8 protein-coding genes are annotated in these 16,804 nt (G+C 52.1%); 1 reads left to right on the top strand and 7 read right to left on the bottom strand.

Going from position 1 to position 16,804, the window contains the following annotated elements:
- Window positions 1-66: 66 nt before the first annotated feature.
- From ACOQPU_RS06135 to nifJ, 4 genes are all read right to left on the bottom strand, one after another.
- Window positions 67-1,377 (bottom strand): HlyD family efflux transporter periplasmic adaptor subunit, encoded by a 1,311-nt coding sequence (locus ACOQPU_RS06135; RefSeq protein ID WP_420644242.1) that lies wholly within the window; start codon window positions 1,375-1,377, stop codon window positions 67-69.
- Window positions 1,378-1,468: 91 nt separating this feature from the next.
- Window positions 1,469-2,845 carry an HlyD family secretion protein gene (locus tag ACOQPU_RS06130; protein ID WP_420644241.1) on the bottom strand — a complete coding sequence of 459 codons (1,377 nt, stop codon included), beginning with the start codon at window positions 2,843-2,845 and terminating at the stop codon, window positions 1,469-1,471.
- Window positions 2,846-3,063: 218 nt separating this feature from the next.
- A complete protein-coding gene (locus tag ACOQPU_RS06125) occupies window positions 3,064-4,092 on the bottom strand; it encodes a dihydroorotate dehydrogenase-like protein (RefSeq protein ID WP_420644240.1) in 1,029 nt (342 codons plus the stop codon).
- A gap of 86 nt (window positions 4,093-4,178) precedes the next feature.
- Window positions 4,179-7,769 (bottom strand): pyruvate:ferredoxin (flavodoxin) oxidoreductase, encoded by a 3,591-nt coding sequence (gene nifJ / locus ACOQPU_RS06120; RefSeq protein ID WP_420644239.1) that lies wholly within the window; start codon window positions 7,767-7,769, stop codon window positions 4,179-4,181.
- A 420-nt stretch (window positions 7,770-8,189) separates the two neighbouring features.
- On the opposite strand from nifJ, the gene ACOQPU_RS06115 reads away from it, so the two are divergent.
- Window positions 8,190-8,507, top strand: coding sequence for a hypothetical protein (locus ACOQPU_RS06115; RefSeq protein WP_420644238.1), 318 nt, complete (start codon window positions 8,190-8,192; stop codon window positions 8,505-8,507).
- A gap of 220 nt (window positions 8,508-8,727) precedes the next feature.
- Here ACOQPU_RS06115 and ppdK read toward each other — a convergent pair whose 3' ends face one another.
- The 3 genes from ppdK to ACOQPU_RS06100 all read right to left on the bottom strand — a co-directional run bounded on the left by ppdK (window position 8,728) and on the right by ACOQPU_RS06100 (window position 16,771).
- Window positions 8,728-11,445, bottom strand: a complete 2,718-nt coding sequence (gene ppdK, locus ACOQPU_RS06110) for a pyruvate, phosphate dikinase (RefSeq protein WP_420645812.1) — start codon at window positions 11,443-11,445, stop codon at window positions 8,728-8,730.
- Window positions 11,446-11,976: 531 nt separating this feature from the next.
- A complete protein-coding gene (locus ACOQPU_RS06105; protein ID WP_420644237.1) occupies window positions 11,977-14,817 on the bottom strand; it encodes an ArnT family glycosyltransferase in 2,841 nt (946 codons plus the stop codon).
- A gap of 7 nt (window positions 14,818-14,824) precedes the next feature.
- Window positions 14,825-16,771 (bottom strand): ABC transporter ATP-binding protein, encoded by a 1,947-nt coding sequence (locus ACOQPU_RS06100; RefSeq protein ID WP_420644236.1) that lies wholly within the window; start codon window positions 16,769-16,771, stop codon window positions 14,825-14,827.
- Window positions 16,772-16,804 lie beyond the last annotated feature (33 nt).

Here is a 16,804-nt window from a genome sequence, read left to right as displayed (position 1 = left end):
ACGCGAATTGTCATTAAAAAAGTGGCGTCAGCGCACAGATTGAAGAATACCGTTAGCCATATTTGCTCAAGTGTCAATATCCACAAAGGCCGTCATGCCCCAACGCAGAGGAAGGGCGGCCGTTTCCAACAAATCAATTGTCACCGTGTAAACCACATCGCCGCGGGACAGATTAGGGACAAAGGCAACGGCCGTTACCACCCCTACAAGCTCCTCATCCGGCAGTGCATCCACCCGCACCGTCACGGAGGAGCTTTCAGCCACGAGGACCACATCCAGCTCCGTTAAATCTGTGGTTTCGATTTGCCAGCTATCAAAATTTGCCAACGTGAGTGCTGGGAAACCGGGTGCCGCCGGTTCGCCCTCGCTTAAAGCAATTGAAACCACCCTGCCATCAAACGTTGCTCGCAAAAAAGTTCGTTCCAAAGCAAGTTCGGCACGGTTTACCGCAGCTTCTGCCAGCGAAACGGCCGTTTCCGCCACAGCAACCCCCGCGACAGCCTGTTCAATCCGCACCTCTGCTTGCCGCACAGCCAACTGGGCCTGTTCTACCGCCACCTCCGCTAGACGAACTTGCTCTGGTGTGGCTCCAGCCAGCAGCAAATCTAGCTGCGCCTGAACAATGGCCAAATTCGCCTGCGCGACACCTACCTGCGCATTGGCCGCTTGCCGCTGGGCGGGCGTGGCTCCATTTTGCAACGCTTCCAACGCCGCTTGCGCCGCCTGTTTATTTAATCGAGCCGCATCAAGCTGCTGCCTGGTTTGCTCTTCAATCGGACCAAACAGTGGACACAGTTCCCCCTGTGGCGTGTCGAAGCAGCTATCCAAAATCTCCTGATACGCTTGCTCTAGCTGCTGTACCTCTGCCTGGGCAGAGGCAACGGCCGCTTCTGCCGCCAAAATATCAGAGGTATCGGCAACGTCTAGCGCGGCATCCCGACTGCCAACCGCCTGAGTTATGGCTGCTTGGGCAGCCGCCACGCGGCTTTCGGCAGCGGCGATTTGCTCTGGCTGCGGCCCAGCTTCAACCAACATCAGATTGGCTTGTGCCACGTCTAACCGAGCCTGAGCGGTTTGAACAGCCGTTTCTGCCAAAGTCTGCTCATTTATCGCCGCCGTTAATCCGCTTTGGGCCGTTACCAACCTCGCTTCTACCTGCTGCAAACCAAGTTCTGCTGCCGCCGGGTCCAGCTGTAGCAGCGGATCGCCCACCTGAACAGCCTCCCCCTCGGCCACAAAAATCGTCTCTACCATGCCCCCTATCTGGAAAGCTAAAGACAGTTGCTTCTGCGGTACGATTTGTCCCTCGGCTGATACAATATTAGCGGTTTGGGCTTGTACGGCCGCACCCGCGTTCGCTATTAAAAAGATGCACATTCCTGCAAGCAAAATTTTGTTACACAGAGCTACACGGAGATTTCTCTGTGTAACTCTGTGTTCCTTCTTAAAATTCTTCATCTTTCTCCCCCTACTGGTTCCGCTCGATGGTAATGAATACCGACATGCCCCAACGCAGAGACAAATCGCTTTCTGGCAATGCCAAAGTGACTACATACGTTTGGTCACCGCGCACCTCGGCAGCAAGTTCGGCAATTTCCACTACGCGCCCGGCCAACGGCTGGTCAGCAAAGGCATCAATCTGGACTTGAGCAACATCATCATGGGCAATCTCTACCACATCTGCCTCAATCAAGTCCGTTGTTTCCACCTGCCAGCCAGACAAATCAGCGACGATGGCAACGGGTTGGCCAACCGTCACCGTCTCGCCAACATTCACCAACACGTCAGCAACGGTACCACTAAACGGGGCAGTTAACGTCCGGTTTTCCAACCCCAGTTGGGCAGCATCCACCTGGGTTTGGGCTTCTTGTACGGCCGCTTCTACTTGGGTAACGGCCGTTTCCGCCAAATCAATCTGCAACCTCGCCTCCGCTAACTGCTGCTGTGCCGCCTCAACCTCTGCCTGCGCGATGGCCAGCCGCTCTTCTTGAATGCCCGCTTGCAGCAAAGCAAGCTCCGCCTCAGCTGCCGCCTGTTCATTTTGTGCCGCCTGCACGCCCCCCGTCACGGCAAGTTGGGCTGCACTGCTGGCCCCCGCTTGCACCTCTTCCAGAGCCGCCTGGGCCGACTGCAAATTTGCCAGCGCGGCATTCAGCTGGAGCTGGGCCTGCTCCCGATCCTCGGCCAAGGCGTCTTCATCCTGCACGATGGGCTCGTATGTATCGCGCACGGCAATGTAAGCAGCTTCGGCGGCAGCAACCATCGCCTCAGCCGCCCGAACCTGAGCCGCACTGCTCCCTTCCAGCGTCACACTCTGGTTACCAATGGCCAAACCGACATTGGCCTCTGCGGCACCTACCAATGCTTCATTTAGCGCAAGCTGCGCTTCGGTGGGTAGAGCAGCCAGCAGAGCGTAATTGGCTTCAGCCTGGGAAACGGCAACTTCAGCAGCGGTAACGGCCGTTTCTGCCAGCAATACCCCCACTTCAGCTAGCTGAACATTGGCTTGCACCTGTGCCATGGCCGCTTCAGCCTGCTGCAAATCAATCTCTTGTTCGGCTGTGTCCAGCGTTAGCAGAGTCGCTCCCTTCTCTGCAAAGTCCCCCGGCTGCACGGCCACGGCCGTCACAATTCCGTTACCAAGAAAAGTTAGATTTGCCTGCGCCAGAGGAACAATTCGTCCCTCCGCAGTGATGGCGGTAGGAGGTTGATCAGCTGGCGTAGTAACGGCCGTATTTCCTGCATTCTCTGTGCCCGGTGCTAAAAATTGCAGATAGCCCCAATACCCTAGCCCGCTTAAAACCAGCACAATGCCAATAGAAAGTAATAATCGCTTCGTCGTCATTGAATATATTCACCTCGACTGCTTATTATCTCAACACCTGATCCAAATACAACAAAAAAGCTGCCACCCGAACATTCAGGTGGCAGCAAACAGGAGGTAACAAACATGAAACAACTAACTAGCTGCTTACTAACAGATGTGAACCACAAGGTCTAGTCGGTTCTCCGGGTCATAATCTTCCCGGTTGCTCTACCTTGTGGATTTTCTAATTTTTGCCTCTAATCAAATGAAACGGGCATGGTCCGACGGCCGTAATCATCGGCGTAGCTGCTCAGAACGCGCATATAGTTGGCACGTTCAAAAGCGGCCGGTTCCGCACAGTTAATCTGGCTCAAGCTACCACGTAGCTGATCCAACGAGTCGTACTCGTTCTCTTCCAGCCATTGCACCATGCCTTCCTGCAACACTTGCAGCCGCCCAATGCCATTGCGCAGCAGTTCGGAGGCAATCATCGTCACGGAAGCACCGGCTGCCAGCCCTTTCAGCACGTCTGTCACATTGTGTACACCGGATGTTAGAGCAAGATCGGTTTGGATACGGCCGTATAAAATCGCAATCCAGCGTAATGGTAAACGCAGCTCCGTTGAGTTGCTCAGCACCAAATTTGGCACCACGGCCAGATTCTCCAAATCCAGGTCTGGCTGATAAAAGCGATTAAACAACACTAACCCATCTGACCCAGATTCCACCAGCCGCTTGGCCATGTTGCCCATTGCGCTAAAGTACGGACTCAGCTTCATCGCCACTGGAATCGAGACGGCCTGCTTCACATGCGCCAGCGCATCCAAGTAAAGTGTTTCTACCTCGGCACTCGACTCATCCAGGCTTGTCGGCAGATAATAAATATTCAGCTCCAGCGCGTCTGCGCCAGCCTGCTCAATATCCCGCGCATACCGAATCCACCATCCATCCGACACACCATTCAAGCTGGCAATAATCGGAATATTCAACGCCTCTTTGGCGCGGCGAATGTGGTTCAGGTACACATCTGGCCCATGCTTAAACTCTGGTGCTTCCGGGAAGTAGTTTAGTGCCTCGGCAAAACTTTCTGTCCCTTGCAATAGATGCTCATTCAGCGTGTGGGTTTCTTGCAAAATTTGCTCTTCAAACAAAGAGTACAAAACAATGGCACTGGCACCGGCATCTTCCATTTGACGCAACCCATCTAGCGTACGCGACAAAGGTGATGAAGAAGGCACCAACGGATTTTTCAGTTCCAGACCTAAATAATTTGTTGTCAAGTTCATTTCAAACTCCTACAAAGATCATCCTGGGATTTTGCAGATGGCTCTGGATTTAAGCCAGTCCATCTGCAAAATCCGTGGGTTTACCCTTAATCAGATTTGCCGTTGATACCAGCTAACTGTTTATATGTTGCCCAACGGTCGGCCACATCTTGCTTGGCCAATACCAAAAGCCGTTCGGCCGCCTGCGGGTTGCTTTGCTGCAAAATGCGGTAGCGGCCCTCACGATAGATGTAGCTTTCCAACGACTGTTTTGGTGGGCGGCTGTCCAGCGTAAACGGATTTTGTTCACTGCTGGCTAAATCCGGGTTGAACCGATAGAGTGGCCAGTGTCCACTGTTAACGGCCGCTGCCTGTTGCTCCAGACCATACTTCATGTCGTAACCATGGGCAATACAGTGGCTGTAAGCAAGAATCAGGGAGGGGCCATCGTACGCTTCCGCTTCCTGGAAGGCACGCACCGTTTGGGCATCTTTGGCACCAAATGCGACCCGCGCCACATAAATGTTGCCGTAGCTTATTGCCAGCAATCCCAAATCCTTCTTGGGCATTGGCTTGCCGGCAGCAGCAAACTTGGCCACTGCGCCGCGCGGTGTCGCTTTGGACATCTGTCCACCGGTGTTAGAGTAAACTTCGGTATCCAGCACCAGCACGTTCACGTTACGCCCAGAGGCCAGCACGTGGTCTAAACCGCCAAAGCCAATATCGTATGCCCAGCCGTCACCACCAACTATCCAGACACTCTTCTTTACAAGAATGTCGGCCATGCTCAGCAGGTTCGCCAGTCGGCCCTGGAAGTTACCGACGCCCGACTCTTTGCCGGAAAGCAAATTCTTGATGCGCTCTTTCAGCTCTTCCACACGGCCGCGCTGCGCCTCAATGTCGGCATCACTCATCTGGTCTGCATAGAGAATGCTGTCTACCAGAACGGTGCCTAACACGTCGCGCATGTCGCGCAGGGTGTTGGTAGCTGCTTCCAGCCGTTGGTCTAGCGCCACGCGCATCCCCATGCCAAATTCAGCATTATCTTCAAACAGGGAGTTGGACCAAGCCGGTCCACGGCCGTTTTCATCTTGCGACCATGGTGTTGTGGGCAGGTTGCCGCCGTAGATGGAGGAACAACCTGTGGCGTTGGCAATAAGTGCCCGGTCACCAAAGAGACGGCTGAGCAAGCCAAGATAGGGCGTCTCGCCACAGCCTGCACAGGCTCCAGAGAACTCAAACAGCGGGTCGAGCAGCTGGTTGTATTTCACCTGATTCAGCGGGATGCTGGTGCGATCAACCTTTGGTAGATCTAGGAAGAAGTCCCAATTTTCCCGCTCTGCCTCGCGCAGCGGTGCTTGCGGTGCCATGTTAATGGCTTTGAACTTCGGTTGTTTCTTGTTCTTCACCGGGCAAACCTCAACACAGAGGGTACAGCCAGTGCAATCTTCTGGTGCCACCTGGAGGCTAAATACTTGCCCCTTAAACTCTTTGTAACGAGCATCCGTTGATTTGAAGGTTGCTGGCGCATTTTCCAGATGGGCCTTGTCGAACACTTTCATGCGAATGACTGAGTGCGGACAAACAAAGGCACATTTACCACATTGAATACAAATGTCTGGGTCCCAAACGGGAATTTCGGTAGCGATGTTGCGCTTTTCCCATTTGGTAGTACCTGTGGGGTATGTGCCGTCAATGGGCAGTGCGCTTACAGGCAGCTCATCCCCTAACCCTTCGATAATGCGAGCAGTAACAGATTGGATGAACTCTGGCGCGTAATCTGGCACGATAGACGGCCGTTCAAAATCACTTGTGGCCGTACCTGGCACCATAACCTCATGCAGGTGAGCCAGAGCAGCATCTACCGCCGCATAATTTTGGTTCACAACCGCTTCGCCGCGCTTGCCATACGTTTTCTTAATCGCTGTTTTAATGGCTTCAATTGCTTCATCTGTGGGCAACACACCGCTGAGGGCAAAGAAGCAGGTCTGCATAATGGTGTTAATGCGCCGACCCATCTTGGTCTCTTTGGCTACCTGGTAACCGTCTACCACAAAGAACTTCAGGTTCTTGTCGATAATTGCTTGCTGGGTGCTGCGCGGCAGCTTGTCCCAAACATCTTCTGGCCCATACGGGCTGTTGAGTAAGAAAGTAGCACCGGGGGCAGCTAGTCGCACCACATCGTACCGCTCGAGGAAGGTGAATTGGTGTACACCGACAAAGCTGGCACTTTCGATGAGATATGGTGCGTGAATGGGCTGTTTACCGAAACGTAAATGAGAAACCGTAACGGAACCAGCTTTCTTGGAATCGTACACAAAGTAGGCTTGGGCATGGTTTGGCGTATCTTCGCCAATAATCTTAATAGAGTTTTTGTTGGCTCCTACCGTTCCATCTGAACCTAAACCGTAGAAAACAGCCCGAACAACGTCATCTGATTCGATGTTGAACGTTTTGTCCCAGGTAAGGCTGGTATTGGTTACATCATCGTTAATACCAACCGTGAAATGGTTTTTGGGATTTGGTTTGGCCAACTCATCGAAGACCGCTTTGACCATCCCTGGCGTAAACTCTTTGGAAGAGAGACCATACCGTCCGCCGATAATGCGGGGCATTGTTGGGAATGGTGCTGTGCCTTCGGCCACGGCCTCAACAATAGCCGACATCACATCCAGGTAGAGCGGCTCGCCGGAGGCTCCTGGCTCTTTGGTGCGGTCTAAGCCAGCAATGGCTTTGACGGTTGGCGGCAATACCTGCACAAATGCGTCAATATCAAACGGCCGATACAGGCGAATCTTGACAACCCCAACTTTCTCACCCTGGTCAGCGAGGAATTTGGCGGTGGATTCGGCCGTTTCGGCACCAGAACCCATGAGCACAATAACCCGCTCAGCATCTGGGGCACCAATGTACTCAAACAGCTTGTATTGGCGGCCAGTCAGGTTCGCAAATTTGTCCATTGCCGCCTGCACAATATTGGGGCAAGCATCATAAAACGGATTCACGCTTTCACGCGCCTGGAAGAAGACATCCGGGTTTTGCGCCGTGCCGCGCACAACGGGGCTGTCTGGCGTTAGGCCACGCGCCCGGTGCGCCCGCACTAAATCATCATTGATCATGGCCCGCAGCACATCGTCTCCTAATGGCTCAATTTTGCTAATTTCGTGGGAGGTGCGGAAGCCATCAAAAAAGTGCAGGAAAGGCACGCGTGCTTCCAGCGTAGCAGCAGAGGCGATAAGTGCAAAGTCGGTCACCTCTTGCACAGAGTTAGCTGACAGCAAAGCGAAACCGGTGTTTCGTGCTGCCATCACATCTGAATGGTCGCCAAAAATTGAGAGTGCCTGGGCCGCAACAGAACGAGCCGCAATGTGGAAGACGGTGGAGGTAAGTTCCCCAGCGATTTTGTACATATTGGGGATCATCAGCAGCAAGCCTTGGGAGGCAGTAAAGGTGGTGGTGAGTGCGCCAGCTTGCAGAGCACCGTGTACTGCGCCAGCCGCGCCGCCTTCGGCCTGCATTTCAACAACCAACGGTGTAGAGCCCCAAATATTGGGCTTTCCTTCCGCTGACCATTGGTCGGCCCATTCACCCATTGGCGATGAGGGGGTGATGGGGTAGATGGCAATGACTTCATTAATTTTGTGGGCAACTCTAGCAGCTGCCTCATTGCCATCGATGGTTATCATCTGTTTGGTCATGATCAATTCTCCTTCGTTCTTGATAAAACGGAAGCGATTTTGTGATTTGGGGTAATCATGTAAAGTGGGAAAATCATAAAAAAAGATCAGTGTGATTACCGTTCCAAGTATCCTGAAAACGGGTGCCCCTCTGTAGTGACAAACGGCCGTTATGCCTATGCAGAATGTCATTTAGGGCATTATGACAGGTATCACCAGGTTTGAATGACAATTGACCCTGACGACCCACAATCATAGTTTTGTACACTCAGGTATAGATGGGAGTTTATCTATCACCAGCTATAAGTGCCCATTCGCAGAATAATGGCTGTTCCACAGCTTGGAATTGGCTAATGGGCTTAAAGTAGCCGTTCGGTTCCGAAACCGCTAAGTTAATTCCGAACGGCTACTTAAGATGACCAGGTAACCAGGAGGTAAGCGATGAAAGTGATCATTGACAGAGGTCTTTGCGATGCTAATTTAGCCTTTTGCCAGAGGTGTTCGGCAGCATTCATAAAACACCCGCAAGGGTACGATAGACCTTGCATCCGCGAGGTCGTTGACGATGGCAATCCTTTGCTAACGATTGAGATGTTTACCGACGGCCGTTCCATTCAAATTGAACTCACAGAAGAAGAACGTGACCTGGCCAGCGTAGAAGGCTGGGAAGCCCTGGCCGACTTTGACCCGGCGCTGTTCCGCACCGGTGCTGCCGAAAGATGGAAGGAAATCGGCCGTTTGAGTACGCAACACGAATAGAAACCGTTTTATATTTGTCCCAACCCAAATCGGAAATAATAAAAACCGACGCCAATGACGTCGGTTTTTTGCATCCAATTGTATTGTTGCCCAACATGCTGCATGATGGTTCTCAGAACAAGATCGAATCAAATTGCAATTAAACGCAAAAAGAGACGCCTGCAAAGACGTCTCTTATTATATTGATGTGATTCAAAACCTTGGAACTGCTAGGTTGATTCTACTTTTTGTCAGCCAGCGCAGCATGTGCTGCCGCCAGGCGGGCAATCGGTACCCGGAACGGTGAGCAGGAAACGTAGTTCAGGTTCAGCTTATGGCAAATAGCAATGCTCTTGGGGTCGCCGCCATGTTCGCCGCAAATACCAACTTCTAGGTCTTCACGAGCGGAACGGCCGTCTGCCACTGCAAGTTCCATCAATCGGCCCACACCATTCGGGTCAATCGAGGCAAACGGATTGTCTTTCAAAATGCCGCGCTGCTGATACTCCATGAGGAAGCCAGATTCAGCATCGTCACGGGAAATACCGAACGTCGTTTGCGTTAGGTCATTCGTACCGAAGGAGAAGAACTGAGCAACACCAGCAATTTCGCCTGCTGTCAGGGCCGCACGTGGAATTTCAATCATCGTGCCAAACTTGTAAGTGACCTCAATCTCTTGCTCTTCCATGACTACTTTCGCTTCAGCTTCCAGTGCCGACTGCTGTACCTTCAGTTCGTTCACATGAGAAATCAACGGAATCATCACCTCAGGATGAACATCCACACCTTCCTTGGCCACCTGGCACGCTGCCTCAAAGATAGCTCGCACCTGCATCTTGGTCAGTTCAGGAATAAGAATGCCCAAGCGTACACCGCGCGTACCCAGCATCGGATTCATCTCGCGCAAAGCCTCAACGCGTTCCAGATAGTCCTGCTTAACGCGAATTTCAGCCAGAGCTGCGTCGATCTCGCTCAGGGTGTGGTAATGTTGCGTCCGCACCTTCAGGTCGGCCAAATCTTGCACCAGTTCTTCAAACGAAGGCAGGAACTCATGCAATGGCGGGTCGATCAGGCGAATGATAACCGGTAGGCCATCCATGGCCCGGAACAAACCAGCAAAATCACTACGCTGCAACGGTAGTAACTGATCCAGCGCATCCTTGCGGTCAACAGAATGCTTCGCCATAATCATCTTTTGCACAATGGGCATGCGCTCAGCTTCAAAGAACATATGCTCTGTGCGGCAGAGACCAATACCCTGTGCGCCATATTCGCGGGCGCGTTCAGCATCACGTGGGTAGTCAGCATTTGCCCAGACACCCAGCGTTCGAATTTCATCGGCCCAGCTCAACAGCTTGATGAGATATGGGTTTTTGATGTCTGGCACCACGGTGGGCAATTTGCCCAGGTAGACAATACCTTGTGTACCATCCAGCGACAGCCAATCACCTTCATGAACTTCCAACTCTTCGCCAACTGTCATGTGACGGCCGACCAAGTCTAGCTCCAGTTCGCTCACGCCAACTACGGCGGGCTTACCAAATTGACGAGCAACCAATGCTGCGTGGCTGGTACGGCCGCCTTTGCTGGTAAGAATACCCTGTGCAGCCAACATGCCGTGCACATCATCTGGCTTGGTTTCTGGGCGAACCATAATAACTTGTTTGCCCTCTTCTTTGGCCCATTTTTCGGCCGTGTCGGCGTCGAAGGCTACCATACCGACAGCCGCTCCGGGAGATACGTTCAAACCAGTAGCAATTTGGGTTGCTTCTTTGACAGCTTCCGCATCCAGCTGTGGATGGAGGAAAAAGTCAACCTGTTCTGGCTTTACCCGTCGCACAGCCTCTTCTTTAGAGATAAGCCCTTCTTCCACCATATCAACAGCAATGCGAACCTCAGCTTGCGCGGTGCGCTTGCCATCACGTGTTTGCAGCAGCCACAACTTACCGCGATCAATAGTAAACTCCATATCCTGCATGTTGCGGTAATGTTTTTCCAGCTTTTGGGCAATCTCTTCAAACTGGGCATAAATGGTGGGCATTTCTGCTTTGAGATCGCTAATAGGTTGGGTAATGCGAATACCGGCCACTACGTCTTCGCCCTGCGCATTCATCAGGAAGTCGCCTTCCAGTTCTTTTTCGCCCGTGGAAGCGTTGCGCGACATGGCCACGCCGGTGCCAGCATCTTCAGATCTGTTGCCGTAGACCATTGTTTGAATATTTACGGCCGTTCCCAAATCATGGTCAATACCAGCAGCTTCACGGTAAGCAATGGCTCGTTTCCCGTTCCAAGACTTAAACACAGCTTCTGTGGCTCGCTTCATTTGCTCAAATGGATCCTGTGGGAAATCTTCTTTGGTATACGTCTTATAAATTTGCTTGAATTGCTCAGTGACCACTTTCCAATCATTAGCGCTCATCTCTGTGTCGCTCTTCACGCCTGCCGCTTTGCGCTGTGCTTCAATGACAGCTTCAAAAACCTCGTCTGGTACATTCATCACAACGCTACCAAACATCTGAATCACGCGACGGTAAAGGTCATAGACAAACTTGGGGCCAGCGCGCTTAATCATCTCTTCAGCCACAGCATCATTCATACCGATGTTCAACACGGTGTCCATCATACCTGGCATAGAGAATTTGGCACCAGAGCGGCAAGAAACCAATAGTGGTTTTTGCAGGTCGCCCATCTTCTTACCCATTGCTTTTTCAACTTCTTTGATGGCCTCTAGAACTTGCTCCCACATCGTTCCTGGGAACTTTTCACCAGCAGCCAGGTAAGCATTGCATGCTTCAGTCGTTACAGTAAGTCCTGGCGGTACTGGTACACCCAAGCGGGTCATATCGGCTAGGTTAGCACCCTTACCACCCAGCAAACCGCGCACGGCCTCCCAGGAACCCTCGGCATATTTTTCTGCCGCATCTACTTCACTAAATAGGTAGACATATTTTTCATCCATCTTTACTTCTCCATTCAGCCCTTGGTCTGGGGCTATAGCAGTTGTCATGAGTCTATTCCTCCAAATTGGAATATTTGTTACCTGATAAATGTATCATTGCCGAATTTGAAAAGGGGGAGATATTGTGGGAAGCTGTATCTGGTATATCATTCCCCCAACAAACATGGGATGACACAACCTTGACCATTGTAGAAAGCTAACCAGCTACCAGACAGTGACAAAGTACATTCTCAGCTATGACAAACATCACCGATCGAATTGCGCTATTTTTCACAAAACCAAAGGGAGCTAAAATCAGCTAATCGGGTTGTTTTTCAGAGGAGCTGGCCTAAAATTGACACTATAAACAAACTTCATGGAGGTGTAAGGTGGATCCTATCGGACTAATCTTTTTAATCATCATTCTGTTGCTCATAGTGGCAGCAGTCGTTATTCCCCAAATGCAAAATCGCAACGGATAAGAGCGTAGTAAGTGGCTACCAAGCAAAAGCCATTTACCAAATGCGAAAGAGCGTAAGATGCAGTTAACGGTTATTCGTTTTCCAGGTTAATGGTGGCCAGGTTTAGTTGGTCATTGGACTGAGAACGGCCGTCAACAACCACTGGCAAACGTGTGCCATCACCAGCCGAATAAAGCCCAATTGCCAAACTATATTCACCTGCTGGAGCTGAGGCGTCGATGGGAATGGTGCGCTGATCAATCACAATTTCGCCAGGAAGCCAGGTGCGGGTAAGCCAGGCATCCCCGGTGGGTGGGCTATCGAATTGTCCCCATATTTGCCCATCGCTGCCCAGAAGCTGATTAAAAACAGTGTAATTGTCTATTGGGGTGGTTAAGGCTTGCCAATAAATTGTCAGATTAATTTCGTCACCCGCCTGCGCCTCGCTGGTATCTAAATCGTAACCTAGCAGTTGAATCGAATCGCCAAATTGCGCTGACAAAGGATTGCTGATCGGGGGCACTTCAAAAAGTCTTTGGCGCAAATCCAGCGTGAGGTCAGCCAATTTATTGTTACCCTGGCTAATGGGCAAGGAACGGCCGTCTGGCATCAGCAAAGCCAGTCGCAATTCCGGGTCAACATCTGTCGGTATGTCTAGCGGAATATCTAGCCGATGAAAACTAGTGACCCTCTCATTGACCTGCCATTGCGATGTGGGGTAAAGATCAGGCCATATCGCTGACTGCTGGCGCAAAAATGGCTCAGCGGCACCTGGCTGGAAAAGCTGCAATTCAACTTGATATGCCTCGGCCGGAGATTGCAGGGCAACCCATTGCAAGGAGAGGTTCAAGGGCAAGCCAGGAGCAACCAGCGTGCTAAGGGTGCTGGTTTGTAAGGCAAGCTCATCGTTGAAGATGAGCATATCGGCCGTTGGCGTGAAGTTGGCCAGCGGGCGGCTGCGTACCAGGTGGGGGCCAAATAGATTTGCACTGGTATCCACCATTTCATAGTTGGCCCCGGCGGAATCGTGGACAAAAAAGCGTAGATAGGCTGGCCCAGGGAGCATCCCGTCTGGAATCGTTAACGCTAATTTCTGCACGATGCGGTCGCCGGGTTGCCAATGTTCCTGCGGGTAGCCAAATAGATTACTTTCACTGGCCCATAAATTGCCGTTGGCATCTTGTAGCTCAGCCCGAACGAAAGTGAGTTGATTGGCCAATTGAGGCAAATTGGCGAGAATCTGCCAATGTGTTAGCAGCACGATGGTATCGCCTCGATATAGCTCCTCGGCCAAATCGTAACCAATGAATGCAGGCGCATTGCGAAAACGAAGATCGGCCGCTTGCTGCGGTTGCCAGGTTAGTTGGTTGGGAGCAAGTTCCAGGCGCAGAGCGGCCGTTTGCCCATCTTCGTAGGGAAGGATGCTCTGCGATTCACCCCAACCAATTTGTGTTGTAATTTCTGCCGGTATAGGCTCCGCCTTAGAGGTAAAGTACCAGGCAGGCTGTTTGTTGGACCAAACAAAACTGTTGTCAGGATTAAACCAGTCAACGAGCTGATCTTGATAATAGGCAAAGGTTTGCGGTGCCAAATCATGGGCATATTGGCGGGCCACAAAAATACGTGTATCAGCGGGAGGCGAATTCGTTTGTATAAAACGGCCGACCTGCGCCAATTCCGCCTGATAAATGTGTCTAACCTCGGCATTCGTGTTCCACACCGTGAAGTAATCGTGCCAGCTACGCCAGAAAATGAGAAGAAGCCCCACAGCCGCCAGAACAGGAACCGCACGCCTAAAACGAGGCCAGCGTTGGCTGATGGTTTGGGCAACGAGGTCGAAACCAACGGCAGTTATCAGATAAATTGGCACAATAGCCCCCGCCGCCCGCAAAAATGAGGCGTTGGCATCAATGATTAAGTTTGGAGACAGCATGGCCCCCATCCACAAAAGTAACAGGGCAAATACCGGTTGGTTGCCAGAGAAGATTGCCCACCGTGTGGGGGCTTTTCGCCGAAATGCGAACAACAAGCAGCTTACCACGCCAAAATAAAAAAAGAGCCCCGTACCCCAATCAAAAACTGGTTGGCCAGACAAATGGTAGCGCCATTCATTATCACCATGAATGGTAAACATGCGCAGCACACCGGTAACGGAATCAGCCAGCTCTTCCCACTCCCCTTCATTCAGGGCATCTTCCAACGCGGTATTCAGGCCAGCAATACGCTGGTTGACTTTGTCTGGATAGTGCCACATGTAACGGCCGTACGGCGCAAAAACAATCAGCGTTACCAACAGGCTGGCAGCCATCTTGCGCCACTGCTGGCGGAATCGCTCCCGCTCGAACCAGAACAGCCAGCCAAACCAGACCAAAATCACGGCTGGAAACACGCGACTGGGGATGTAAGTATATAAGGTTAACCCGTGTGCCACTCCACCCAACAACCAATCGCGCCAACGGCCGTTTTGCCAGCCGCGCAAAAACCAAAACAGCGTCAGCGCAGACAAAAAGGTCAGGCTAACGGCACGCAAGGCCCAGCGTGATTCCATGACTGGCCAAAGGGAAACGGCCGTAAGCCCCGCCGCCACAATCCCCACGCGTCTGTTAAAGCCAATACGGCCAATGCCATAGGCCAGCGGAACAGAAATCAGCCCCAAAAACACCGATGGCAAACGCATGGTGAAAACAGTATCCCCCAACAACTGCTGGAAGACAGCAATTAGATAAAAGAGAAATGCTTCACGGCCGTTATTTCCCTCAAAATAAACAGGCCAATTGCCCCACCCAATCTGCGCCGCATCAATCGCATTAAAAAGCTCATCGCCGTTCAGGCCGGGCGGCGCTGTTGTTAACTGAAATACCCGAATCAACAGCCCGCCCAATATAAGAAGTCCAAGAAAAATAGTCGGTTGATACGATTTTAGTCTACTCACACGCTGGTCACTTCAAAGTTTCGGCTTGCTTAAACTGCGTCTCGTAAAGATTAGTATACAAACCACCCCGTGCGAGCAGGTCATCATGCTTGCCCTGCTCCACAAGTTGGCCTTTTTCCATAACCAGGATTTTATCCGCAGCCAAAATGGTAGACAACCGATGAGCAATCACCAGACTACTCCGTCCCTGCATTACTTTGCCCAACGCTTCTTGAATTAATGCTTCAGAGAGTGAATCTAGATGAGAGGTGGCTTCATCCAACACCAAAATGCGTGGGTCTTTTAGCACCACGCGGGCAATGGCAATACGCTGGCGTTCGCCCCCGCTGAGGCGGTAGCCACGTTCGCCCACAACCGTATCGTAGCCGTCGGGCAGTTGGGCAATAAAGTCGTGGATGTTGGCGGCTTTGGCAGCAGCAATCATTTGCTCATCAGTGGCGTCGGGGCGGGCATAAAGCAGGTTCGCCCGGATGGTATCGTAAAAGAGGTAGGATTCTTGCGTGACCATGCCAATGTTGTCGGCGAGGGTTTTTAGGGTCACGTCACGCAGGTCTTGGTTGTCTACGGTGATACGGCCGTCCGTGGGGTCATACAGTCGCGGAATAAGGTAAGTAATAGTCGTCTTGCCCGCACCGCTGGGGCCAACCAGGGCAACCAACTCCCCTGGCTCAATGCTAAAATTGACGTTTTGCAATGCCCACCGCTGCTCTGAGGCCGCGGCCTTGCCGTTCTCGATTGCCTCGCCGTTTTCTTTGGCTTTCCCCCGTTTGAGGTGCGCTGCGCCGCCACCCCGCCAGCTAAAGCGGGCAACTTCCTGCAAACCGCCAGCGTGATCCTCACTGCTGTAGCTAAAGAAAACATTTTGGAATTGGATACGGCCGTTTACCTGCTCCAATCGTTTTGCGGTTGGTTTCTCATCAATCTCCACGGGAATGTCCAACGCTTCAAACACGCGCTCGAAGCTCACCATGCTCTGGGCAAACTCCACTGGCGCATTGGTCAGGGCCATGAGCGGGCCGTAAAGCTGGGAAAGGTAGCTGCCAAAGGCCACGATGGTGCCAATGGTGAACGCATCTTCCAGCACCAGATAACCACCGACCCAGTAAACAACGGCCGTTCCCACCGCCCCAATAATGCTCAACATCATAAAAAACCAGCGGCCAATAACGGCTGAACGTACCCCAATATCCCGAACTTCAGCCGCATCGTCGGCAAATCGTGTCATTTCCCGCTCCTGGCGACCAAACAACTTCACCAGCAACGCACCACTCACGTTGAGCGTTTCGTTCATCGTGGCGTTCATCTCTGCGCTAATTTCCAGAGATTTGCGCCGCAAATCGCGCAAAATGCGCCCCACGCGCCGTGCAGGCAGCACAAACAGGGGCAAGATGGCCAGCCCCAGCAGCGTCAGCCGCCATTCCAGCGTGAGCAAAATTGCCAACGTGCCAACCAGCGAGACGATATTAGAAATAATCGTCACGATGGTGTCGCTGATGGCCCGCTGCGCCCCAATCACATCGTTGTTCAGGCGAGACATGAGCTCGCCAGTACGAGACTGCGTGAAGAAGCGCAGCGACATGCGCTGCATATGCTCATACAAGGCGCGGCGCAGATCATAAATGACCCCCTCACCAATTTGGGAGTTGAGGCTCCGCTGGAATACCCCAATCCCCCCATTAACGATGGGAATGGCAACCATACCAACCGCCAACAAGGTTAACAGCCGATAATCTTCGTTGGGAATTGCGTCGTCGATTAATGAACGCACCAACAGTGGCGAAACCAATGACAAGCCAGTGATAAACAGAATTGTCAGCAACAAAAAGATGATTTTGAGGCGATACGGTTGGGCAAATTCCCACACGCGCCACAAAAGTTCCCGCGTAATTGCAGGACGCTCTTGCTTTTCATCGTGTGAAATGTAAGCCCACCAACCGCCACCGTGAAAACCCATAAAATCCTCCAGAAATTTAACGCAGAGGAGAAA

The organism is Candidatus Leptofilum sp., assembly GCF_965223285.1.
Classification (GTDB): domain Bacteria; phylum Chloroflexota; class Anaerolineae; order Promineifilales; family Promineifilaceae; genus Leptofilum.
The sequence above is the reverse complement of the archived record's forward strand: the minus strand, read 5'-3'. Positions and strand labels throughout refer to the sequence as shown.

Excerpts from the sequence above, each read along its gene's own strand:
- ACOQPU_RS06135 (WP_420644242.1), bottom strand. The coding sequence starts at position 1,377 with ATGTGCATCTTTTTAATAGCGAACGCGGGTGCGGCCGTACAAGCCCAA.
- ACOQPU_RS06100 (WP_420644236.1), bottom strand. The coding sequence starts at position 16,771 with ATGGGTTTTCACGGTGGCGGTTGGTGGGCTTACATTTCACACGATGAA.
- ppdK (WP_420645812.1), bottom strand. The coding sequence starts at position 11,445 with ATGGATGAAAAATATGTCTACCTATTTAGTGAAGTAGATGCGGCAGAA.
- nifJ (WP_420644239.1), bottom strand. The coding sequence starts at position 7,769 with ATGACCAAACAGATGATAACCATCGATGGCAATGAGGCAGCTGCTAGA.
- ACOQPU_RS06125 (WP_420644240.1), bottom strand. The coding sequence starts at position 4,092 with ATGAACTTGACAACAAATTATTTAGGTCTGGAACTGAAAAATCCGTTG.
- ACOQPU_RS06115 (WP_420644238.1), top strand. The coding sequence starts at position 8,190 with ATGAAAGTGATCATTGACAGAGGTCTTTGCGATGCTAATTTAGCCTTT.
- ACOQPU_RS06130 (WP_420644241.1), bottom strand. The coding sequence starts at position 2,845 with ATGACGACGAAGCGATTATTACTTTCTATTGGCATTGTGCTGGTTTTA.